Here is a 21,373-nt window from a genome sequence, read left to right on the forward strand (position 1 = left end):
CGTCTCGTGGTGCCGCGGTCGCGCATCCGTGAGCGGGGGCGGGCTGGACCATGGTACGGAGGTTTCCCGCTGCCGAGAGGATCGGGGGCGGCAGGCTGTCCCGGTGGGACTACCCGCCGAGGAAGCCGACGATGCCGTCCGCGATGCCCTGGGCCGCCTTCTGCCGCCAGTCCGGATTCGTCAGCAGCGCCGCGTCCTTGCTGTCACGCATGTTGCCGCATTCGACGAACACCTTGGGCCGGGTCGAGAGATTGAGGCCACCCAGATCGTCGCGGACGACCAACCCCGTACCGCCGCCAAGGTAGTTGGCGGGCGAGGTGCCGGTGGTCCGGGCGAAGTTCGCGGCGATCTTCTCGCCGAGGCTCCGGGAGGGGCCGACGATCGCCGCGGTGTCCGCGGCGCCGCCCTTGACCTTGGCCGGCAGGATGACGTGGTAGCCGCGGTTGCCCTCGGATTCGCCGTCCGCGTGGACGGAGACCACGGCGTCGGCGTTCGCCTGGTTGCCGATGCGGGCTCGCTCGTCGATGCAGGGGCCCCAGGCGCGCTCGCCGTCGTGCGTGAACACCACTTTCAGGCCCCGGGCTTGGAGGATGGTACGCAGGCGGCGCGAGACGTCGAGGGTGAACGCCGCTTCTTTGTAACCGGCGTTGGTGGTGGTGCCGGTGGCGTCGCACTCCTTGAGGTTGGTGCCGATATCGACCTTCTTGTTGATCTCGGCGGTGTGGTTGAAGTTGCCGGTGTTGTGGCCGGGGTCGACGACGACGGTCTTGCCGGCGAGCTGGTTCTGCGCCGCCGTGTCGGGGGAGCTGCCGGGCGAGCCGCTGGGGGCGGGTGCCGGGGCGGCGCCCGGGTCCCCGCTCGCGGAGGCGGCCGGGGGCGGGGTGAGCGAGGCGTCGGTGCCGGACGCCGCCGGCATCACGATCCGCGGCGGCCGGGCGTCGTCCGCGCCCGCGCCGGTGCTGACCTGGACCAGGACCCAACCCGCCAGGCAGGTCGGGGCGAGGACGGCCGCCCCGACGGCGAGGGCGGAGCGGCGCGCGAACCACCGGCGGTCGGGGCCGGCCGCGGCGGCGGTCTCGGCGGGCGTTGCGGAGTCGGCGAGCCGGGCGGAGTCCGCGGGCAGGGCGGAGTCGGCCGGCGGGACGGAGTCGGCCGGCCGACCGGAGCCGGGCGGCGGGGCGGACTCGGGAGGCGGGGGGCTGTCGTCGTAGGGCACGTCGCGATGCTAGTCCGGGGGCCCGCCGGGAGGCCGGGACTGAGCCGTTCGAGGGCGTGTGCGCTTATATCCCGATATGCCTAATGCTCCGCTCGCTCGTGTCCCGGCTGGTTGCGTCCTCCTGGCTCCCGCCCCGCTCGCACTGCGGGCCTTGGGCTACAGGCCGGGGGCGATACGGCGCAGCACGCGCAGGGAGTCGGTCACCGAGACCTCCTCGAACGCGCCGGAGGCCAGGGCGCGCTGGTAGATCCGGTACGGGGCCTGCCCGCCGTCGGCCGGGTCCGGGAAGACGTCGTGGATGACGAGCGTGCCGCCCTCGGCGAGGTGCGGGACCCAGCCCTCGTAGTCGCCGGTGGCGTGCTCGTCGGTGTGGCCGCCGTCGATGAAGACGAGGCCGAGGCTGCCGCCCCAGGCCGCAGCGACCTGCGGGGACCGGCCCACGATCGCGATGACGTGCTCCTCCAGGCCGGCCCGGTGCAGGGTGCGGCGGAAGGTGGGGAGGGTGTCCATCAGCCCGACCTGCGGGTCCACCACGGACGGGTCGTGGTACTCCCAACCGGGCTGCTGCTCCTCGCTGCCGCGGTGGTGGTCGACCGTGATCGCGCTCACTCCGGCCTCGCGGGCGGCGTCGGCCAGCAGGATCGTCGAGCGGCCGCAGTACGTGCCCACCTCCAGCAGCGGCAGGCCCAGCGCCGCGGCTCCGGCCGCGGCCTCGTACAGGGCGAGGCCCTCGGTGACGGGCATGAACCCCTTGGCGGCCTCGAAGGCGGCGAGGGTCTCCGGCTTGGGGGTGGCGGCGGCCATGGGTTCCTCCTGAACTGCGCGTGAGCGGCCCATGCTGCCCTACTGGCAGGTAGGACGCCATGGCCGGGTGGCCCGGGGAGGTCCCGGAGCGGAGTCCGGCGGTCCGCGGAGCGGAGCACGGCAGTCCCGGAGTGCGGTCCGGGAGTACGCCACGGCATGCGGTCGGCGGCGTAGGGACTACACCGTCACCGGGGCGAGCGGAACCGGGGCCGGCTGGAGGAGCATCGGGGAGGCCTGCTCCACGAGATGCCGTAGCACCGGCAGGTACTGCTCGTCGCCGCCCAGTACGCCGAGGAGGCGATGGGCCTCGGCGCGGAACGCCTGCAGATCCGCGCGGTAGCGCCGCAGGACGGACGGTTCGAGCAGTGCACTCGCGAGTTCCGTGCGCGCGGCGCCGGAATCCCGGGCGGCGGAGCACAGGGTGAGGAGGTGCTCCCGGGCCGCGGCCGAGGGGGATTCCTCCAGGGCGCACGTGAGCAGATAGGTCACGGTTCCGTTGTGGAGGTCCTCGTTGCGGCCGGAGAGGATGTCCTCCTGGTCGTTGAATATCTGCCAGAGTATTCCGAAGACGTAGCCGAACTCGCGCCAGAGCTCGGTTCTCCCTTCGTCGGCTCCGGACAACAGGGCCGCCATTGCGGTGATCATGGAGAAGGGGCCGCCGGACTTTCCGCGGTAGGCCGTGATGACCGAGTGTGCCGTGGCGGCGGCCGGGTCGCCGCCGATGTCGCGCAGCTGCCCCTCGACCCCGACCGCCCAGCCGGTGGCCATCTCGGCCGCGAGGCGGCCGCGTATGCACTCCGGCGCGGGCAGGGAGTGGATGATCCGGATCGGAAGCACCGTTCCGGCGAGGACGGAGGCCATGAGGGCCTCGTTCCGCCCGATGCCCTCGGACGCGGCGGGCGCGCGGTGCGCGTCGGCGAGGTCGTCGAGATAGCAGGCGGAGGTCCACCACAGCACGTGCAGTGCGGAGAGCGGGACGGCCGGGGTGGGATTTCCCGTTTCGGCGCCGTGTACCAGCATGGGCAGCACGGACAGGGGATGCCTCAGTTTCTGGTGCCGCAGGAGGGCGGTGACGGCTTTTCTGGCCGCGCTCGTGTGCGAGGCGGGGTCGAGATTTCTTATGGCGGATTCCAATTCCGCTTCGATGTCCAAGGATACCTGCCGGTGCAGATCCACATACGAGACGCAATTCACGGGTGATTCCCTTCCCTGGTGAATTGGGGCTGGCGTGAACGCCCCAGATTTGATCATTCGGGGCGGAGGGGATCTAGAGCGATTTTCGGACATGGCCGGTTCGGTATGGGTCCTCGTGACGCGCGGCATCTGACCTTCCGTCAGAATGGAACGTGTTCTACTCTGACCGCCGATCAGGGGACCGCGACCGGGGACCGCCCGGCGCCGGCCGGGTACGTCGGAGAGGCGGCAGGGATCCGTATGGGCATCGCCATCACGCAGGAGCAGCGCGACCTGGCCGACGCCGTGCGCGGCTGGGCGGCGCGCACCATGCCTCCCGAAGAGGTGCGCAAACTGCTCGACAGCCCGCCCCGGACCGGGGTGCGGCCCGGCTACTGGGACGCGCTCGCGGGCAGCGGACTCCTCGCTCCGCACCTGGAGGGCGGCACGCTCCTCGACCTCGCCACCGCCGTGGAGGAGGCCGCCCGGGCCGCCCTGCCCGGACCGTACCTGCCCAGCGCCCTGGCCTCCGTCCTGCTCCACCGGGCGGGGGCCGCCGGGCTCGCCGCGGCCCTGGCCGACGGGACCCGGATCGGGGCCGTCGCCCTCGGGCCCGGCACCCTGGCCGTCACCGCCGGCGCGGAGGGGGAGCACCTCCTCGACGGGCTCGCGCCGCCGGTGCTCGGCGCCGGCGAGGCCGACCTGGTCCTGCTCGCCGCCCGGGCCGGCGGCGCGGACGGCGCTGACGGCGCGGATGACGCCGATGGCGTCGACGGCGTGCGCTGGTTCGCGGTCGACGCGGCCGCGCTGGAGATCCGTACGCACGCCTGCGCCGACCCGACCCGGCCCACCGCCGAGGTCCGGGCGCGCGGGGTGGCCGTCGGCCCGGGCCGGCTGCTCGACCTCGAAGAGGACCTGGTCCGCGACCTCGCCTGCGTGCTGTTCGCCGCCGATGCCTGCGGCACCGCCGCGTGGGCGGTCGAGACGGCCGCCGGGTACGCCAAGGTGCGCGAGCAGTTCGGCCGTCCCATCGGGCAGTTCCAGGGGGTCAAGCACCTGTGCGCCGACATGCTCGTCCGCCTGGAGCAGGCCCGGGCCCTGGCCTGGGACGCCGCCCGGGCGGCGGAGGGGCCGGGCGGGCGCCGGGGGGAGGCGGAGGTGGAGGCGCAGCCGCGCTCGCTCGTGGCCGCGCTGGCCGCCGGGACCGCCCTGGACGCCGCGTACGGGTGCGCCAAGGACTGCATCCAGGTGCTCGGCGGGATCGGCTTCACCTGGGAGCACGACGCGCACCTCCACCTGCGGCGGGCCATCGTCGCCCGGCAGCTCCTCGGTCCCGGCGACGCCCACCGCGCGCGGGCCGTGGAGCTCGCCGCGGACGGCGCCCGGCGCACCCTCGGCATCGACCTGCCGCCGCAGGCCGAGGCGTACCGGGCCGCCGCCCGCACCGCGATCGCCGCGGCCCGCGGCCTCGACCCGGCCGCCGCCCGCCGGGTCCTCGCCGCCACCGGCCATGCGGCACCGCACCTGCCGCCGCCGTACGGGCTCGGCGCCGGACCCGTCGAACAGCTCGTCGTCCAGCAGGAGCTGGCCGCCGCCGGGGTCCGGCTCGCCGACCTCGGGATCGCCACCTGGGTCGTACCGTCCCTGATCGCGTACGGGACGCCCGAGCAGAAGGAAAGGCTCCTGCTGCCGACCCTGCGCGGCGACCTGACCTGGTGCCAGCTCTTCTCCGAGCCCGGCGCCGGCTCCGACCTCGCGGGCCTGCGGACCAGGGCCGAGCGGGTCGAGGTCGACGGCTCCTGGCGGATCAACGGACAGAAGGTGTGGACGAGTTCCGCCCACACCGCCGACTTCGGGATCCTGCTGGCCCGTACCGACCCCGACGCCCCCAAGCACAAGGGGCTCGGCTACTTCGTCGTCGACATGCGCCACACCCCCGGCATCACCGTGCGGCCCCTGAAAGAGATCACCGGCGAGGCCCTGTTCAACGAGGTCTGGTTCGACGACGCCCCGCTGCCCGCGGACGCCCTCGTCGGCGCCGCCGACGCCGGATGGCAGGTCGCGCGCCACACCCTCGGCAACGAGCGCGTCCACATGGCCGACCGGATGACCTTCGACACCGGCCTGGAGGCGCTGCTCGCCCGCGCCCCCGGCCTCGACGGGGCCCACCGCGCCCGGATCGGCGTACTGCTGGCCGAGGCGCACGCCCTGGCCTGCATCGGGCTGCGCACCACGCTCCAGCAGGTGTCCGGGCTGGAGCCGGGCGCCGGTGCATCCGTACGCAAGCTCGTCCAGACCCCGCACCAGCAGCGGACCGCCGAACTCGCCCTCGAACTGCTCGGCCCGGACGGCGCGGTGTGCGAGGGGGCGGGGGAGCGGGCGGTGCACGGGGTGCTCATGTCCCGCTGCCTGACCATCGCCGGGGGCACCACGCAGGTCCAGCTCAACGTCGTCGCCGAGCGGATCCTCGGCCTTCCCAGGGACTGAGGGATCAAGGCACCAAGAGACCAAGGGACTAGGAGTCAGCGCAGATGAAGCCGTCGAAGTCGTACATCGTGGGCGTCGGCATGACGCGGTTCGAGAAGCCCGAATCGCGGGACTGGCAGTTTTGGGACATGGCGAAGGAGGCCGGGACCGCCGCGCTCGCCGACGCGGGCATCGGCTACGAGCTGGTCGAACACGTCCCGGCGGGGTACTGCTTCCAGGCCTCCACCGCCGGGCAGCGGGCGGCGTACGAGCTGGGGCTGACCGGGGTCCCCGTCTACAACGTGAACAACAACTGCGCGACCGGATCGACGGCGCTGATGATGGCCCGGCAGCTCGTGGCGGGCGGCCTCGCCGACTGCGTCCTGGCGCTCGGCTTCGAGAAGATGAAGAAGGGCGCCCTGGGCGACGGGGCCGACGGCGGGGACTTCAAGACCTCGCCCGTGGCCCGCCACTACGGGATCATGGCCGCACGGCACGGTTTCGAGATGTCGCCGCCGACCGCCCAGATCTTCGGCAACGCAGCGCGCGAGCACATGGAGCGGTACGGGACCACCGCGGCGCAGCTCGCGGCGGTGGGGGCGAAGAACCACCGGCACTCGGCGGACAACCCCAACGCCCAGTTCCGGGACGTGTACACGGTGGAGGAGGTCCTGGCGGCGAAGGAGATCCACCGGCCGCTGACCAAGCTGCAGTGCTCGCCGACCTCGGACGGGGCCGCGGCGGCGGTGGTGGTCTCGGAGCGGTTCCTCGTCCGGCACGGGCTGCACGGAAAGGCGGTGGAGATCGCCGCCCAGGCGATGACCACGGACACGCCGGCCTCGTTCTCCTCCGGCTCCTGCATCGACGTGGTGGGCAAGCCGATGACCGCGGCGGCGGCCCGGCAGGTGTACGAGAGCTCCGGGCTCGGCATCGAGGACGTGGACGTGGTGGAGCTGCACGACTGCTTCTCCATCAACGAGCTTCTGACGTACGAGGCGCTCGGGATGTGCGAGGACGGGGCGTCGGGGAAGCTCGTCGAGTCGGGCGCGACCACGTACGGCGGGCGCTGGGTGGTCAACCCCTCCGGCGGGCTGATCTCCAAGGGGCATCCGCTCGGGGCGACGGGCCTGGCGCAGGCGGCCGAGCTGGTGTGGCAGCTGCGCGGGGAGGCCGGGGCCCGGCAGGTGGCGGGGGCCGGGGTCGGCCTGGCGCACAACATCGGACTGGGCGGGGCGGCGGTGGTGACCATGCTGCGGCGGCCGTAGGGCTTCGAGCCTTGTGCGTGCCTTGTCCGCGCCTTGTCCGCGCCTTGTCCGTGTCTGCCCGCGTCTCGTCCGTGTCTTTGTCCGTGTCTTGTCCGTGGGGCCCGTTCCCGGCTTTGGCCGGGGGCGGGCCGTTCGGCGTGGGGAGGCGGGGCAACGGTTCGGGAGGCTCGTGGACTCTGAAGAGGTAGGAGGTGTGTCATGGGGGGACGGAAGCAGGCCTTGGACGAGGAGTTCCAGGGCTTCATGACCAGCAGGTGGCCGCGGTTGATGCGGACCGCATATCTGCTGACGGGCGAGCAGTACGCGGCGGAGGACCTGGTCCAGGCGTCGATGGAGAAGGTGTACGCGTCCTGGCGCAAGGTGAGCCAGGCGGATGATCCGGATGCGTACGTGCGGCGGGTGCTGGCCAATACGCATGCCCGGCGGTTCCGCCGGGGGCTCAAGGAGGATCTGGCGCCCCCGGGCGTGGACGGGCCATCGGCCACGTTGGCCGACCGGCCGGAGAAGGGCGACCGGATCGCCCAGGCGGATGACCGCGCGGCCCTGATGCGCGGGCTGGCCGAGCTGCCGCTGCGGCAGCGGCAGGCGGTGGTGCTGCGGTACTGGGAGGACCTGAGCGAGGCGCAGGCGGCCGAGGCGATGGGCTGCTCGGTCGGCGCGGTGAAGAGCAATGCGGCCAAGGGGATCGCCAAGCTGCGGGCCATACCCGCACTGGTGGGGGTGACCGGGTGATGAGTGGGGGAGAGGGGAGCACGATGCAGACGGCGACCGGCCTTGAGGACGAGGTGGCTGCGCGCCTGGCCGAGGCCGCGGACGGCTTGGCGGTGGGTCCGGCACCCGTGGGTGCGGTGATGCGGGGCGGCCGCCGCCGGCGGACCCGGCGCCTCGTCCTGACGGCCGCTCTGGCCGCGGCCCTGGTGATACCGCTGGGCGGGGTGGCGGTGTCGGCCTTGGCCGATGGCCGGGAAGGACAGCAGGCGGCGTCGCACAAGAAGGTCATTCCGGACGAGGAGGAGAAGGTCTCCACCGAGATCGGTTCGGTGGAGGTCGACGGAAAGACCTACCGGGCTGTGGTCACCATGCATCGAGGCCCCAAGGGGGTCATCAGCGTTGATGACGAGACGCGGGTCCCACCCGAATACATCGGGCCGGCCGGGCCCGGCCCCTGGCCGTGGGGACGGGTCTCGGTCGAACCGGGAGGCAGGCAGGGGGCCGGGTTCCCGATCACCCCCGCCGAGGTGGGAGGGACGACGAGCGGGTACTTCCGTATGGTCCGGCCGGACGTGAACCCGAGACCCCTGCTCTACGTGGGCAGTTTCGGTCCGGGGGTGCAGCGTGTGGTCGTCGGTTGGAAGGACGGGACCACGAGTGAGCCGAAGCTGGGCCGTGCCGAGCGGTCGGAGATGCAGTGGGCGCTCATCGGATCCCGGGTGGACAACCTCCTCGCCTACTGGGACGTGTACGACACCGCCGGGGAGCGGAAGCGGGTGATGGCCCCGTAGTGCGTAGCCCGGGCCGGGTTACGGGCGGAGCGCCGGGTCGATGACGGTTTCGCCCATGGAGGCGTCGCGCAGGGAGCGGGCCAGGTCCTCGACGGGGACGTCGCGCAGGACCAGGCCCGCCGCGCCGGCGGCGAGTGCGGCCTCCAGTAGGCCGGGGTGGGCCGAGCCCGTCATCACCAGGGTCCGGCAGTCGGGATCCTCTGCGAGCAGCGCAGCCACGGCTTCCACGGAGTCGGCCAGGGCGACCTGGGGCCGGGAGTAGAGCGAGGGCACGACCTCGATGTCGGGCTGGAGGCCGAGCAGGACGGCGAGGGCCGGGTCGGGCGGGGTGATGAGGACCCGGAGGGACTTGGCGGGAGGGAGGTCCCGTGGCATTTCGTCCACCCCGCCAGGGTAGGGGTGGCGCGTCCCCGCCACCACTTCTGACACGGCGTCAGGAGTCTTCACAACTCCACAGGGGTGCGTTATACATTTCCCTCACCGGAAGAGATAGAACGCGTTCTAGAACGCGTCGGAGCCGGTCCGCATACGACCCCGGTGCGGCCGACGGTGCGGACGGCCGCGCCGGGGTCTTCCAAAAGGAACAAGGAGCAGCATCTTCATGCCGATCGATGCCGCCAAGGCCCTGGCCGCCGAACCTCGCCGCAGCGAGATCGCGTGGGACCACAAGGACATCCAGCTCTACCACCTGGGGCTGGGAGCCGGACGCCCCGCCACCGACCCGGACGAACTGCGCTACACCCTCGAATCCAAGCTGCACGTCCTGCCCAGCTTCGCCACCGTGGCCGGCGCCGGGATGGCCATGCTCGGCGGACTCGGGGCGCCCGGGATCGAGGTCAACCTGGCCGCCGTGCTGCACGGCGGGCACTCCATCGAGCTGCACCGCCCCATCCCGGTGAAGGGCAGTGCCACCTCCCGCTCCAAGGTCGCCGCCGTCTACGACAAGGGCAAGGCCGCCGTCATCGTGCTGCGCTCCGAGGTCGCCGACGCCGACGGGCCGCTGTGGACCTCCGACGCGCAGATCTTCGTCCGCGGGGAGGGCGGCTTCGGCGGCGAGCGCGGGCCTTCGGAGCGGATGGGGCTGCCCGAGCGGGAGCCCGACCGGACCGAGGAGCGGCCGATCCGCGAGGAGCAGGCGCTGCTGTACCGGCTCTCCGGGGACTGGAACCCGCTGCACGCGGACCCGGAGTTCGCCAAGCTGGCCGGCTTCGACCGGCCGATCCTGCACGGCCTGTGCTCGTACGGGATGACCCTCAAGGCCGTCGTCGACACCGTGCTCGGCGGGGACGTGTCCCGGGTCCGCTCCTACCGCACGCGCTTCGCCGGGATCGTCTTCCCCGGGGAGACGCTGCGGATCCGGATGTGGCAGGAGCCCGGCCGCGTCCAGGTCGCGGTGAGCGCGGTCGAACGGGACGACGCGCCGGTCCTCGCGGACACCGTCGTCGAGCACGCGTAAGGACACCCCAGCCCCACCGATCCTAGGAGCCGCACCGTGCGCGCAGCGCTGCAGAGCGAGATAGGCCAGGACAAGCTCGAGGTCGTCGAGGACATGGAGGCCGCCGGCTTCGGGCCCGGCAAGGTGCGGATCCGGATCAAGGCCACCGGCCTGTGCCACTCCGACCTCTCCGCGATGAGCGGTGTACTGCCGCAGCCCGCGCCCTTCGTCCCCGGCCACGAGGGCTCGGGCGAGGTGGTCGACGTCGGCGACGGGGTCACCAGCCATGCGGTCGGCGACCGTGTCCTGGTCTGCTGGCTGCCGCCGTGCGGGCACTGTCCGGCCTGCAAGCGGGGTCAGGGCCACCTGTGCCTGGAGTCGTTCGGGAACGTGGCCGTCCCGAACTTCCGGCGCGCGGGCGGCGGGGAGGTGTTCGGCTTCGCCGGGACCGGCACCTTCGCCGAGGAGATGGTCGTGCCCGCCGCGTGCGCGGTGAAGATCCCCGACGACCTGCCCTACGACATCGCCGCACTGATCGGCTGCGGCGTCACCACCGGGCTCGGTGCGGCCATCAACACCGCGAAGGTGGAGGCCGGTTCCTCGGTCGCGGTCATCGGCTGCGGCGGCGTCGGCATCTCCGTCATCCAGGGCGCCAAGGTGCAGGGTGCGGCGCAGGTCGTCGCCGTGGACCCGGTGGCCTCGCGGCGCGAGGCGGCGCTGCGGTTCGGGGCGACGGAGGCGGTCGCGCCCGAGGCCCTCGGCGACGCCAAGAACCGGATCACCGCGGGCGAGGGCTTCGACTACGTCTTCGAGGTCGTCGGCAAGTCCGCCACAACGAAGACCGCGTACGACGCCACCCGGCGCGGCGGCTCGGTCGTCGTGGTGGGAGCCGGCGCCCTCGACGACAACTACTCGGTCAACATGTTCTCCCTGTTCTTCGACGAGAAGAAGATCCTGCCGTCGATGTACGGGGGCGGCGACGTGCTGCGGTCGTACGAGCGCACCATCGCGCTGTGGCGGGCCGGCCGCGTGGACCTGGCGGGCCTGATCACCCACCGGGTCAGGCTCGGGGAGATCAACGACGCCCTGGACCAGATGCGCACGGGCGTGGCCCTGCGCACCTGCATCGAGATCTGAGAGGAACCCCGCACATGTCGCTACCGCTTGAGGGACTGTCCGCCATCGTCACCGGCGCCGGCCGGGGGCTCGGCCGGGCCGAGGCGGTCGAGCTGGCCCGGCTCGGCGCGAGCGTGATCGTCAACGACTTCGGCCAGCCCGGCCGCGACGGCTCCGGGGAGGCCTCGGCCGCCCCCGCCGAGGAGGTCGCCGCGGAGATCCGCGCGGCGGGCGGCCGGGCGGAGGCGCACCTCGGGGACGTGGCCGACTTCGAGCAGGCGCGCGAGCTGGTCGAGCTGGCGGTGGACCGGTTCGGAAAGCTCGACATCCTGGTCAACAACGCGGGTATCCTGCGCGACCGGATGGTCTTCTCGATGTCCGAGGAGGAATGGGACTCGGTGATCCGGGTCCATCTCAAGGGCCACTTCAACACCACGCACTTCGCCTCCGCGCATTGGCGCGAGCGCTCGAAGGCGGCGGGCGGCCCGGTCTACGGCCGGATCGTCAACACCTCCTCCGAGGCCTTCCTCGCGGGCTCGGCCGGCCAGCCGAACTATGCGGCGGCCAAGGGCGGCATCGTGGGCCTGACGACCTCGACCGCGCTCGCCCTCGCCAAGTACGGGGTGACGGCCAACGCGATATGCCCGCGGGCCCGCACCCGGATGACGGAGGACGTCTTCGCCGGCTTCCAGGTGCCCGAGGAGGGCAAGCTCGACCCGCTGGCCCCCGAGCACGTGGCGCCGCTGGTCGGCTGGCTGGCCTCGCCGGCCTCGGCGCAGGCCAACGGCCAGCTGTTCGTCGTGCACGGCGGGATCGTGGTGGTGATGGACCGGCCGAAGGTGGCGGCGAAGTTCAACACCGCCAAGGAGGTCTTCTCCTACGAGGAACTGGACGGCCTCCTCGCCCCGCACTACGCGGCCCGCCCGGCGAACGAGACGTTCGCCGCGGCGGAGGTCCTCGGCCTCAAGCACGACTAGAGCCTGTCTCTTGGAAGTGCGGTGTGATCGATCCGCTCCACGGCTGAATCCACGGCGGAGGCGGCCGGGGCGGCGGGCGTGGCGTAGGGATTTGTGCGGGTTGTCGGTGATGATGGCGCAGTGCGACTTGATCACGTGTCCTATGCGGTGGCCCGCGACAGCTTCGTCTCGACCGTCCAGTGGATCGGATCGGCCCTCGGCGCCGGGTTCGTCGACGGGGGCGTGCACCCGCGGTTCGGCACCCGCAATTTCATCCTTCCGCTGAGCGGCGGCACCTACGTCGAGGTCGTCACCACACTCGACCACCCCGCCGCCGACCGCGCACCCTTCGGCCAGGCCGTCGCGCGCCGCGCCGCCGAGGGCGGCGGCTGGCTCGGTTGGGTGGTCTCCGTCGACGACATCGCCCCGGTCGAGGCCCGCCTCGGCCGCACCTCGGCCGAGGGCCACCGCGTCCGCCCCGACGGGTTCGACCTGAGGTGGAAGCAGATCGGCCTGCTGGAACTGCTGGAGGACCCGCAACTGCCCTACTTCCTCCAGTGGCTGGTCCCCATCGAGGAGCGCCCGAGCGCCGACCCGCGCACCTCCACCACCATCCACGGGGTCTCCATCGCCGGCGACGCCGCCTCCATCGCCGAATTCCTCGGCGAACCGGCCGACCACCCCCTCGACCAGATCGACGTCACCTGGGTCGAGGACGAGGAACCGGGCCTGGTCTCGGTCGAGTTCGCCACCGCCCACGGCCCGGTCACGATCTGACCAGGACCCGACTGCCAGCCGTCCGACCAGCCGTCCGACCAGATCGGCCACCGCCTGCGGCGAAGACGCCGAGGCGGCCGCCCGCCCGGCTTCGACGCCGAGATCTACAAGCAGCGGAACAGCGTCGAACGCTGCATTGACCGCCTCGCCAGGCGGCACTCCACCTCGCCGCCACCCTCATCTGGGCGCCACGCTGACCGAAGAGACAGAACCCAGGGCCTGCGCGGCCGGGCGGGTGGGCCGGCGGGTGTGTCACCCGCCGGGTCCCGGCCCGGCCGGCCTCAGTCCTGCCCGGCCCGGTGGAGAGGGGCCTGCTGCAGGGGTACGGGGCGGGGCGCGGAGGCCGGCGGGTCGAGGCGGACCGGGGGCGGCGGGGCCACCGGCATGCTCAGCGCGGCGATCCCGCAGGGCGCCTCGGCGGTGGAGTACGGCAGCCGCAGCCGGCCCTCGGCGCTCCACAGGCCGGTGCCGTGCCAGCCGGCGGGCGCGCCGAGGCGGAACACGTGCCGGTCGGAGGGGCGCCACAGGCCGATGCCGCCGTCCTGAAGCCGGAGCGCGACCGCGCAGGACTCGGGCATCAGGGCCTGGCCCGGCTGGACCGCGAACGGGGTGGCGGCCTCGCCGCGCAGGCATTCGGGGAAGCGGACCGGCCGGGTGCTGCCCAGCACCCCCCAGCCCAGCCGCGGCTCGCCCGGGGCGTCCGAGCGGATCAGCAGCAGCCCGCTGTCGAAGTCGGCCAAGAGCAGCCGGTCGTCGCTGTCCTCCGTGATCTGGAGCAGCGGCGAGACCCCGCCGCCGCGGCCGAGGTCCACCGCGACGGCCTTGACCGTGCCCTCCAGCTCGCGGTCCAGGGCCAGTATCCGCCCGCCGCGGTCCAGCCAGACGCCGCCGGAGCAGCGGCCCGGGATGCGGGCCACCTGCGCGAAGGTGCCGCCGGCCACCTGCCAGACGGTGGTCTCGGCCTCGCCGGCGGCCAGGGCGAAGGCGCCGTACCCGTCCGGCGACGGGGGCAGCAGGGACACCCGTACGCCCTCGGCCTCCGGCTCGATCGCGCCGAGCGGGAGCTCACCGGTGCGCGGACCGGCCGCGGCGCCGCCGGTCGGGTACAGCAGAGCGAAGGCGTGCCGCTGCGCGACCCGCCGGTGGATCAGGACCCGCCCGTCGGCCAGGGCCAGCACCTCGCTGTCGGCCTCCTCGGGCTGGGCCAGCGGCAGCGGCACCGCGTACGGCTCGGGCCCGGCCAGGGTCCAGCGCTCCGGGTAGCGTGCCTCGCCGTTCCCGGCCAGCCGGGCGGCGTACGAGCCGTCCGCGGCGATGGTGAAGGGGGCAGCCGTCGTGATCTCGATGGCACAGACAGTCATCCGTGCGTCACCTCCGGTGAGGAAGCTAGTTTTCGCACTCCACCCGAACAACACGACCACCAGTGCTTCACACATACGGGTGGCCGCCCGGCGGTTCGCCTGTGATGGACGGGGTGGTTGTGCTCCCCGGTGTCCGGCGTGGGAGTGGGCCGGGTGTGGGGTCGAGCCGGCTCGCCGCCGGGGCCGGTGACGCGCTGCTGCCGCGCACGTCCCCGTACGGCGCCGGGGCCGGGACGGGAGGCCCGCGCGGACCCTCGCCCTCCCGTACGGACGGTAGCCTTGGCCTGTGCCACGTCTCTCTGAAGTCATCGCCGCGCTGGACGCTCTCTGGCCCCCCTCGCGGGCCGAGGAGTGGGACGCGGTCGGAACCGTCTGCGGCGACCCCGACGCCGAGGTCTCCCGGGTCCTGTTCGCGGTCGACCCCGTACAGGAGGTCGCCGACGAGGCCGTGAAGCTGGGCGCCGACCTCCTGGTCACCCACCACCCCCTCTACCTGCGCGGGACCACCACCGTCTCGGCCGGCACCTTCAAGGGCCGCGTCGTGCACACGCTGATCAAGAACGACATCGCGCTGCACGTCGCCCACACCAACGCCGACACCGCCGACCCCGGCGTCTCCGACGCCCTCGCCGGCGCCCTCGACCTGCGCATCACCGGCCCGCTGGTGCCCGACCCCACCGACCCCGAGGGCCGCCGCGGCCTCGGCCGGATCTGCGAGCTCGACCACCCGGAGACCCTGCGCGAGTTCGCCGCCCGCGCCGCCGCCCGGCTGCCGCGCACCGCGCAGGGCATCCGCGTCGCCGGTGACCCCGAGATGACGGTCCGCACCGTCGCGGTCAGCGGCGGCTCCGGCGACAGCCTGTTCGCGCAGGTCAGGGCCGCCGGCGTGGACGCCTACCTGACCGCCGACCTGCGCCACCACCCGGTGTCCGAGGCCCGCGAGCAGAGCCGGCTCGCCCTCGTCGACGCCGCCCACTGGGCCACCGAGTGGCCCTGGTGCGAGCAGGCCGCGGCCCAGCTCGACGCCGTATCCGAGCGCCACGGCTGGGGACTGCGTACCCATGTCTCGCGCACGGTCACCGACCCCTGGACGGCGCACGCGCCGTCCGCCACCGCCCCTACCACCTCTGGAGCCCCCAACTGAACGCCGAGCCCGCCGACCAGATCCGACTCCTCGACGTCCAGGCCCTGGACGTCCGGCTGTCCCAGCTCGCCCACAAGCGCTCGTCGCTGCCGGAGCACGCGGAGGTCGACTCCCTGACCAAGGACCTGAGTCAGCAGCGCGACCTGCTCGTGGCGGCCCAGACCCAGGCGAGCGACGCCGCCCGCGAGCAGACCAAGGCGGAGCAGGACGTCGACCAGGTCCGCCAGCGCGCGGCCCGCGACCAGCAGCGCCTGGACTCCGGCGTCGGCATCTCCGCCCGCGACCTGGCCAACCTGCAGAGCGAAATCGTCTCCCTCGCCAAGCGCCAGGCCGACCTGGAGGACGTCGTCCTCGAGGTGATGGAGCGTCTGGAAGCCGCGCAGGAGCGGGTCACCGAGCTCACCGAGCGCGTCTCGGCCCTGGAGGCCAAGCTGGCCGACGCCACCGCCCGCCGGGACGCGGCCGCCGGCGAGCTCGATGCCGAGACGGCCAGGGTCACCAAGGACCGCGAGATCGTCGTCGCGTCCCTGCCGGCCGACCTGATGGCCCTGTACGAGAAGATCCGCCTGAAGCAGGGCGGCGTCGGCGCGGCCCGCCTGTACCAGCGCCGCTGCGAGGGCTGCCGCCTGGAGCTCGACATGGCCGAGGTCAACGAGATCAAGGCCGCGGCCCCGAACCAGGTCGTCCGCCACGACAACTGCGGCCGCATCCTGGTGCGTACGGCGGAGTCGGGCATCTGATGCGTCTGGTGGTCGAGGCGGACGGGGGCTCCCGGGGCAACCCGGGGCCCGCGGGCTACGGCGCGGTCGTCCTCGACCCGGTGACGGGGGAGACCCTGGCGGAGCGCGCCGAGTACATCGGTGTCGCGACGAACAACGTGGCCGAGTACAAGGGCTTGATCGCGGGTCTGAAGGCGGCCCGCGAGCTGTCGCCCGACGCGGTGGTCGAGGTCCGCATGGACTCCAAGCTCGTCGTCGAGCAGATGTCGGGCCGCTGGAAGATCAAGCACCCCGACATGAAGCCGCTCGCGGCGGAGGCGGCGACGGTCCTGCCCCGCACGCAGGTGACCTACGTGTGGATCCCGCGCGAGCAGAACCGGCACGCGGACCGGCTCGCCAACGAGGCGATGGACGCCGGGCGGCTCGGTCGGCAGTGGGAGCCCTCCGCCTCCAGCGCCGCGCTGGACACTTCGGCGGCGCGCGCCCTGGCGACCCCGCCGCCGTCCGGTCCGCCCGGGGACGCCACGGCCGGAGCGGCGGCGGTCCGCGCGGCGCTGGCCGCGTCGCCGTCCGCACCGGTCCCGGCACCGGCGGCCCCGGCCCAGCTCCCGAGCGCGGCAGAGGCTTCCGCCCCCAAGGCGGGCCAGGGCCAGGGCTGGGGCCCGGACATGGGCCCCCCGGCCACCTTCGTCCTCCTCCGCCACGGCGAGACGGCCCTCACCCCGCAGAAGCGGTTCTCCGGCAGCGGCGGCAGCGACCCCGAGCTCTCCCCGGCCGGCCGCCGGCAGGCCTTCGCGGTCGCCGAGGCCCTGGCCGCCCGCGGCACCATCCAGACGGTCATCAGCTCCCCCCTGCAGCGCTGCCGCGAGACCGCGCAGACCGTGGCGGACCGCCTCGGGCTGGAAGTGACGGTCGAACAAGGCCTGCGCGAGGTCGACTTCGGCGCCTGGGAGGGCCTGACCTTCGCCGAGGTACGGGAGCGCTTCCCCGCCGACCTCCAGGCGTGGCTGGACTCCCCGAAGGCGGCCCCGACCGGCGGCGGCGAGAGCTTCACCGCGGCCACCCGTCGGATCTCCGCGACCCGCGACCGGCTCCTGGCCGCCCACGCGGGCCGCACGGTCCTGCTGGTCACCCACGTGACCCCGGTCAAGATCCTCGTACGCCTGGCCCTGGGGGCCCCGCCGGAATCCCTGTTCCGCATGGAGCTCTCCGCGGCATCCCTGTCGGCGGTGGCGTACTACGCCGACGGCAACGCCTCGCTGCGCCTCCTGAACGACACGTCCCACCTCCGCTGATCTCACGGGGTGGGGAAGGGGCAGACGAGCCGGCCTGTACGCCGGGTTCTGTCACCCGGGGACCTCGCGGTCCCCGGGGAGACGGCCATCCATCTAGGACCGGCGTTGCCGCCGGCCTCGTGCGGTCTACCCGCGAACTCGGGCGGGCAGCCCTCGAACGTCCGCGCAGGTCCGGATCGTCCGAAGACGTCGGACCCTTTTGACCTTGCTCCGAGTGGGGTTTACCTAGCCGCCTGGGTCACCCCAGGCGCTGGTGGTCTCTTACACCACCGTTTCACCCTTACCGGGGGCCGAAGCCTCCGGCGGTCTGTTTTCTGTGGCACTGTCCCGCGGGTCACCCCGGGTGGGCGTTACCCACCACCCTGCCCTGTGGAGCCCGGACGTTCCTCGGCGGGATCCGGGGATCCCGACGCGGCCGTCCGGCCGACTCGTCTGCCGTGCCGACCATGGTACCGGCTGCGTCCGCGCCGCTTGACCTCGCCGCAGCGCGGGGGCCGCGCCGCGGCGACCCGCACCCCCGTGGCGGGCCGCCGCAGCCCGGCGTACGGCGAGCGTGCCCGGCGGGTCGCGGTCCCGTCTTGTCAAAAACGGCAGGCTCCCGGCGCCTCCCCGGGCGGGAGCAGCACGCTGGTGATCCGGCCCGGCAGCCGGTCCAGCGCCGACCCGGGCGGCAGGCCGCCGCGCAGGACCGCGAACCGGGAGGGCGACAGCCCGGTCATGGCCTTCACCTCCCGGCCCAGGTGGGCCTGGTCGTGGTAGCCGCAGGCCGCCGCGACCCGGGCCGGCGGCATCCCGGCGGCCAGCAGCCGCAGCGCGTGCTGGAGCCGGAACACCCGGGCCACGCCCTTGGGCGACAGCCCGACCTGTTCGCGGAACCGGGCGCGCAGCGTACGGGCGCTCCAGCCGGTCCCGGCGGCCGCCCGGGCCAGGGAGCCGCTGTCGGCCCACAGCCGGGCCAGGGCCTCGCGGACCTCGGGCGCGGCGGCCGGGCCACGGTCGAGGCGGGCGGTGAACACCGCGTCGAGGAGGTCGAAGCGCTCGGCCCAGGAGCCGAGTCCGTACAGCCGCTCGGCGAGGTACCGCCCGCCGGGACCGAGCAGCTCGGCCGGATCGGGGGCCGCCCGCCCCGGCCCCAGGTGCGTCATCGGCAGGCCGAACAGCCGGCGGGCGCCGAGCGGGGTCATGTTCACCTCCAGCCCGTGCACCGCGCCCGCGTGCACCCCGATCGCCCAGCCGGTGCGCGGCCCGGCGACCACGGCCCCGGCGGCGGGCCGCAGCCGGACCGGGGCGGGGGCCGCACGACCGCCTTCGGCGCGCGACACCCACAGCCCCTCCTCGAAGGCGAAGACGAGCGTGACGTGCCCCGTGGGCAGCTCAAGCCGTCGCCGGGGCGCGCCGAACCGGGTACGGAAGCCGGTGTAGTTGACGATGTGCGGCCGCAGCGCCGCAGCGGGCCTCCTGCGGTAGGCACCCCACGTCCCCGGAGCAGGCCCCTCCGGCCCCGCATCCAAACCGCCCGCGCCGTCCGCCGCATCCGCCGCATCCGCCGCATCCGCCGCCGCGGGCATCTCGACCGTGCCCATCGCCGGGCCTCCCCACCTGCTGCGCGGCCGCGTCAGGCCGCGCCGTGCGCGCATGATGGCAGGCCGCGCCCCGCAGGGGCCATAGCCGGGGCGTGACGCTACGCCGGAGCGAACAGCACCTTCGCCCGCCCGGGGTCCGCCGCCGCCAGCCGCACCCGGATCCGGTCGCCCAGCGGCAGGTGCCCGGTGTGCGACTCCACGCGGCCGACCACGGCCGGCTCTTCCAGGTGGACCGTGCCGACCTGCGGATCCTGCTCCTTGACGTCGATCACCGTGCCGTCGAAGGTCTCGCCCACGCGGTCCTTGAGCACGGCCGCCTCGACGAGGTCGACGCACTCGCGTTCGGCCGCGTTGGCCAGCCGGCTGCCGTCCGCCATCTCCCGCGGCAGCGCCTCCAGCGCGTCCGTCGCCCACTGCGGCGGCTCCGCCCCCGCGACCGCCGCCACGCACAGCTCGCCGGCGTACCGGTCGACGAGCCGCCGCAGCGGCGCGGTGCAGTGCGCGTACGGGGCCGCCACCGCGGCGTGCAGGACCGGATCCGGGGTGTGGCCGCCCGTGAAGACGGCGTACCCGGCGCCGCGCAGCAGGGTCGTGCACTCCTGGAGGAACGCGGCATGGGCCGGGCGCCGCGGATCGAGGGAGCGGACGAGCTCGGCGTACGGGACGTGGTGCGGCCAGTCGATCCGCAGGGCCTTCGCCGCCCGCCGCAGCCGGCCGACCGCCCCGTCGGGGGCGGTGGGGAGCGTGCGCAGGATGCCGGCTCCGGCGGCGAGCATCAGCTCGGCGGCGGCCATGCCGGTCATCAGGGAGATCTGCGCGTTCCAGCCGTCCGCCGGCAGCGGGGCCCGGTAGGCCAGGGCGTACGAGCCGTTCTGCGCGACGATCTCCTGCTCGGGCACGTTCAGCGAAATGCCGCCGCGCTCCTGTTCCAGCCTCTCGCGCAGCGCGCCGACGGTCTTCAGCAGGGCGAGGGAGTCGTCGGCGGTGCCGGCGTCGACGGCCTGCTGGACCCAGGCGTAGTCGAGGCGGGCCCGGCTGCGCACCAGGGCCCGGCGGACGTCGGCGGCCTCCACCCGGCCCTCGGCGTCCAGGTCGAACTGCCACAGCAGGGCCGGGCAGGCCTGGCCGGCCAGCAGGCTGGCGGCGCCCTCGGAGAGGACGGGCGGGTGCAGCGGGACCTTGCCGTCGGGGAAGTAGAGCGTGGTGACCCGTCGGTGGGCCTCGGTGTCCAGGGCCCCGCCCGGCGTGACGAACGCCGCGACGTCGGCGATGGCGTAGTGCACGCGGTAGCCGCCGGCGGTGCGTCTGCTCAGGTACATGGCCTGGTCCAGGTCCCGGGAGCCGGGCGGGTCGATCGTGACCAGCGGGACGTCGGTCGCGTCGAGCGCCGGCAGGCGGGGGCTGCGCACGGCTTCCTCGGCCTCGGCCAGGACCGCGGCCGGGAACTCCCCCGGCACCTTCAGCTCCGTGCGCAGGTCGCGCAGCGCGGCCCGCAGGGCAGCCCCGTCTGCGCCGGTCATGTGCAGATGACGGCGTGGCATGGGTCGAGCGTAGGGCGGGCGGGCGGTCACGGCACGGCGAGCCGTCTACCCTGGCTCGGGGGCCGCACCCCCTGCGCCGTGTCGTACCGAAGGAGAACCACCGTGCTCGTGCTGCTGCCGCCCTCCGAGGGAAAGGCCGCCGGCGGCTCCGGCGCGCCCCTGGAGCCGGGGACGCTGTCGCTGCCGGGGCTGGCCGGGGCGCGGGCGGCCGTGCTGGAGGAGCTGGTCGAGCTGTGCGCGGGGGACGAGGCGAAGGCGCGCGAGGTGCTCGGGCTGAGCGAGGGGCTGCGCGGCGAGGTCGCCAAGAACGCCGGACTGCGGACGGCTGCCGCCCGGCCGGCCGGGGAGGTCTACACCGGCGTGCTGTACGACGCCCTCGGCCTGGCGGAGCTTCCGGCGCCGGCCCGGGCGCTCGCGGAGCGGTCGCTGCTGGTCTTCTCCGGGCTGTGGGGCGCGGTCCGGGTGACGGACCGGATTCCCTCCTACCGGTGCTCGATGGGCGTCAAGCTGCCCGGGCTGGGGGCGCTGGGCGCGTACTGGCGGGGGCCGATGGCCGAGGTGATGCCGGAGGCGGCCGGTGACGGGCTGGTGCTGGACCTGCGGTCGGCGGCGTACGGGGCCGCCTGGAAGCCGAAGGGGGAGGTGGCCGGGAGGACGGCCACGGTGCGGGTGCTGCATGCGCAGGTGGTGGACGGGGTGGAGAAGCGGTCCGTGGTGAGCCACTTCAACAAGGCGACGAAGGGGCGGCTGGTGCGGGACCTGCTGGTCGCGGGTGTGGAGCCCGCGGCCCCCGCGGAGCTCGTCGCGGCCCTCCGGGACCTGGGCTACACGGTCGAGGCGGAGCCGCCGGCCAAGTCGGCGAAGCCGTGGGCACTGGACGTGGTGGTCACGCGGATCCACTGACCGCTGCCCCCGTCTGCGGCCCACCCGACCCCGCTGCGCGGAGCCGTCCCCACCCCACCCGTTCGCCGTATCCCGTGACTCCGCCCGGTGCGTTCGAATGCCGCGTGTGAAATCCAG

At 73.9% G+C, this 21,373-nt stretch carries 19 protein-coding genes, 1 other RNA gene and 1 pseudogene; 13 read left to right on the top strand and 8 right to left on the bottom strand.

All coding sequences use genetic code 11. The features are described from left to right. Positions 1 to 109: 109 nt before the first annotated feature. The 3 genes from AB0F11_RS25085 to AB0F11_RS25095 all read right to left on the bottom strand — a co-directional run bounded on the left by AB0F11_RS25085 (position 110) and on the right by AB0F11_RS25095 (position 3,172). A complete protein-coding gene (locus AB0F11_RS25085) occupies positions 110 to 1,216 on the bottom strand; it encodes an N-acetylmuramoyl-L-alanine amidase (RefSeq protein ID WP_362177806.1) in 1,107 nt (368 codons plus the stop codon). Between the two features lie 156 nt (positions 1,217 to 1,372). Next, positions 1,373 to 2,020, bottom strand: a complete 648-nt coding sequence (locus tag AB0F11_RS25090) for a class I SAM-dependent methyltransferase (RefSeq protein ID WP_362177809.1) — start codon at positions 2,018 to 2,020, stop codon at positions 1,373 to 1,375. 177 nt (positions 2,021 to 2,197) lie between these two features. Next, entirely contained in the window at positions 2,198 to 3,172 is a 975-nt protein-coding gene (locus AB0F11_RS25095) for a polyprenyl synthetase family protein (protein ID WP_362177812.1), read from the bottom strand. Positions 3,173 to 3,454: 282 nt separating this feature from the next. On the opposite strand from AB0F11_RS25095, the gene AB0F11_RS25100 reads away from it, so the two are divergent. From AB0F11_RS25100 to AB0F11_RS25115, 4 genes are all read left to right on the top strand, one after another. Further along, the gene (locus AB0F11_RS25100; protein ID WP_362177815.1) at positions 3,455 to 5,680 is read left to right on the top strand and encodes an acyl-CoA dehydrogenase; all 2,226 of its coding nucleotides are present in this window, start codon (positions 3,455 to 3,457) and stop codon (positions 5,678 to 5,680) included. A gap of 44 nt (positions 5,681 to 5,724) precedes the next feature. Next, positions 5,725 to 6,924, top strand: coding sequence for a lipid-transfer protein (locus AB0F11_RS25105; RefSeq protein WP_362177817.1), 1,200 nt, complete (start codon positions 5,725 to 5,727; stop codon positions 6,922 to 6,924). 198 nt (positions 6,925 to 7,122) lie between these two features. Continuing rightward, positions 7,123 to 7,656: a SigE family RNA polymerase sigma factor gene (locus tag AB0F11_RS25110; RefSeq protein ID WP_362177819.1), complete on the top strand. Its 534-nt coding sequence runs from the start codon at positions 7,123 to 7,125 to the stop codon at positions 7,654 to 7,656. Between the two features lie 23 nt (positions 7,657 to 7,679). Beyond that, positions 7,680 to 8,426 carry a hypothetical protein gene (locus tag AB0F11_RS25115; RefSeq protein WP_362177822.1) on the top strand — a complete coding sequence of 249 codons (747 nt, stop codon included), beginning with the start codon at positions 7,680 to 7,682 and terminating at the stop codon, positions 8,424 to 8,426. A gap of 18 nt (positions 8,427 to 8,444) precedes the next feature. On the opposite strand, the gene AB0F11_RS25120 is transcribed toward AB0F11_RS25115, so the two are convergent. Further along, complete coding sequence (locus tag AB0F11_RS25120) at positions 8,445 to 8,801, bottom strand: DNA-binding response regulator (RefSeq protein ID WP_362177937.1); 357 nt, start codon at positions 8,799 to 8,801, stop codon at positions 8,445 to 8,447. Between the two features lie 226 nt (positions 8,802 to 9,027). Between AB0F11_RS25120 and AB0F11_RS25125 the strand changes: the two genes are divergently transcribed. The 5 genes and pseudogenes from AB0F11_RS25125 to AB0F11_RS25145 form a co-directional block, all read left to right on the top strand. Continuing rightward, positions 9,028 to 9,882 (top strand): MaoC/PaaZ C-terminal domain-containing protein, encoded by an 855-nt coding sequence (locus tag AB0F11_RS25125; RefSeq protein WP_362177825.1) that lies wholly within the window; start codon positions 9,028 to 9,030, stop codon positions 9,880 to 9,882. 36 nt (positions 9,883 to 9,918) lie between these two features. Then, the gene (locus AB0F11_RS25130; protein WP_362177827.1) at positions 9,919 to 10,998 is read left to right on the top strand and encodes a Zn-dependent alcohol dehydrogenase; all 1,080 of its coding nucleotides are present in this window, start codon (positions 9,919 to 9,921) and stop codon (positions 10,996 to 10,998) included. Positions 10,999 to 11,012: 14 nt separating this feature from the next. Next, the gene (locus AB0F11_RS25135) at positions 11,013 to 11,954 is read left to right on the top strand and encodes a 3-oxoacyl-ACP reductase (RefSeq protein ID WP_362177830.1); all 942 of its coding nucleotides are present in this window, start codon (positions 11,013 to 11,015) and stop codon (positions 11,952 to 11,954) included. A gap of 120 nt (positions 11,955 to 12,074) precedes the next feature. Next, a complete protein-coding gene (locus tag AB0F11_RS25140; protein WP_214939799.1) occupies positions 12,075 to 12,710 on the top strand; it encodes a VOC family protein in 636 nt (211 codons plus the stop codon). A gap of 51 nt (positions 12,711 to 12,761) precedes the next feature. Next, positions 12,762 to 12,857 (top strand): annotated as a pseudogene (locus AB0F11_RS25145) (IS5/IS1182 family transposase); the annotation flags it as partial. A 134-nt stretch (positions 12,858 to 12,991) separates the two neighbouring features. Here the strand turns inward: AB0F11_RS25145 and AB0F11_RS25150 are convergent. Further along, positions 12,992 to 14,071 (bottom strand): hypothetical protein, encoded by a 1,080-nt coding sequence (locus AB0F11_RS25150; RefSeq protein WP_362177834.1) that lies wholly within the window; start codon positions 14,069 to 14,071, stop codon positions 12,992 to 12,994. Positions 14,072 to 14,357: 286 nt separating this feature from the next. On the opposite strand from AB0F11_RS25150, the gene AB0F11_RS25155 reads away from it, so the two are divergent. Genes AB0F11_RS25155 through AB0F11_RS25165 form a run of 3 tightly spaced genes read left to right on the top strand, consistent with a single transcriptional unit; the run spans position 14,358 to position 17,229 of the window. Next, on the top strand, positions 14,358 to 15,215 hold the full coding sequence (locus AB0F11_RS25155) for a Nif3-like dinuclear metal center hexameric protein (protein WP_362177836.1): 858 nt from the start codon (positions 14,358 to 14,360) through the stop codon (positions 15,213 to 15,215). After that, positions 15,212 to 15,955, top strand: a complete 744-nt coding sequence (locus tag AB0F11_RS25160; protein WP_362177940.1) for a C4-type zinc ribbon domain-containing protein — start codon at positions 15,212 to 15,214, stop codon at positions 15,953 to 15,955. Before AB0F11_RS25155 ends, AB0F11_RS25160 begins: the two co-directional genes overlap by 4 nt. Then, positions 15,955 to 17,229, top strand: coding sequence for a bifunctional RNase H/acid phosphatase (locus AB0F11_RS25165; protein ID WP_362177839.1), 1,275 nt, complete (start codon positions 15,955 to 15,957; stop codon positions 17,227 to 17,229). Before AB0F11_RS25160 ends, AB0F11_RS25165 begins: the two co-directional genes overlap by 1 nt. 21 nt (positions 17,230 to 17,250) lie before the next feature. Here the strand turns inward: AB0F11_RS25165 and rnpB are convergent. The 3 genes from rnpB to AB0F11_RS25180 form a co-directional block, all read right to left on the bottom strand. Next, positions 17,251 to 17,660: RNase P RNA component class A (rnpB, locus tag AB0F11_RS25170), an RNA gene on the bottom strand. A 150-nt stretch (positions 17,661 to 17,810) separates the two neighbouring features. Beyond that, positions 17,811 to 18,812 carry a helix-turn-helix domain-containing protein gene (locus AB0F11_RS25175; protein ID WP_362177842.1) on the bottom strand — a complete coding sequence of 334 codons (1,002 nt, stop codon included), beginning with the start codon at positions 18,810 to 18,812 and terminating at the stop codon, positions 17,811 to 17,813. Positions 18,813 to 18,910: 98 nt separating this feature from the next. Then, positions 18,911 to 20,353, bottom strand: a complete 1,443-nt coding sequence (locus AB0F11_RS25180) for an RNB domain-containing ribonuclease (protein ID WP_362177844.1) — start codon at positions 20,351 to 20,353, stop codon at positions 18,911 to 18,913. 102 nt (positions 20,354 to 20,455) lie between these two features. Here AB0F11_RS25180 and yaaA point away from each other — a divergent pair, with 102 nt between their 5' ends. Beyond that, on the top strand, positions 20,456 to 21,256 hold the full coding sequence (gene yaaA, locus AB0F11_RS25185; RefSeq protein WP_362177847.1) for a peroxide stress protein YaaA: 801 nt from the start codon (positions 20,456 to 20,458) through the stop codon (positions 21,254 to 21,256). Positions 21,257 to 21,373: the final 117 nt, after the last annotated feature.

This window comes from Streptomyces sp. NPDC032472, from assembly GCF_040636955.1.
In the GTDB taxonomy this organism is placed as follows: domain Bacteria; phylum Actinomycetota; class Actinomycetes; order Streptomycetales; family Streptomycetaceae; genus Streptomyces.

Coding starts and splice junctions, on each gene's coding strand:
- AB0F11_RS25090 (WP_362177809.1), bottom strand. CDS start 2,020: ATGGCCGCCGCCACCCCCAAGCCGGAGACCCTCGCCGCCTTCGAGGCC.
- AB0F11_RS25100 (WP_362177815.1), top strand. CDS start 3,455: ATGGGCATCGCCATCACGCAGGAGCAGCGCGACCTGGCCGACGCCGTG.
- AB0F11_RS25105 (WP_362177817.1), top strand. CDS start 5,725: ATGAAGCCGTCGAAGTCGTACATCGTGGGCGTCGGCATGACGCGGTTC.
- AB0F11_RS25110 (WP_362177819.1), top strand. CDS start 7,123: ATGGGGGGACGGAAGCAGGCCTTGGACGAGGAGTTCCAGGGCTTCATG.
- AB0F11_RS25115 (WP_362177822.1), top strand. CDS start 7,680: ATGCAGACGGCGACCGGCCTTGAGGACGAGGTGGCTGCGCGCCTGGCC.
- AB0F11_RS25120 (WP_362177937.1), bottom strand. CDS start 8,801: ATGCCACGGGACCTCCCTCCCGCCAAGTCCCTCCGGGTCCTCATCACC.
- AB0F11_RS25125 (WP_362177825.1), top strand. CDS start 9,028: ATGCCGATCGATGCCGCCAAGGCCCTGGCCGCCGAACCTCGCCGCAGC.
- AB0F11_RS25135 (WP_362177830.1), top strand. CDS start 11,013: ATGTCGCTACCGCTTGAGGGACTGTCCGCCATCGTCACCGGCGCCGGC.
- AB0F11_RS25150 (WP_362177834.1), bottom strand. CDS start 14,071: ATGACTGTCTGTGCCATCGAGATCACGACGGCTGCCCCCTTCACCATC.
- AB0F11_RS25165 (WP_362177839.1), top strand. CDS start 15,955: ATGCGTCTGGTGGTCGAGGCGGACGGGGGCTCCCGGGGCAACCCGGGG.
- AB0F11_RS25175 (WP_362177842.1), bottom strand. CDS start 18,812: ATGGGCACGGTCGAGATGCCCGCGGCGGCGGATGCGGCGGATGCGGCG.
- AB0F11_RS25180 (WP_362177844.1), bottom strand. CDS start 20,353: ATGCCACGCCGTCATCTGCACATGACCGGCGCAGACGGGGCTGCCCTG.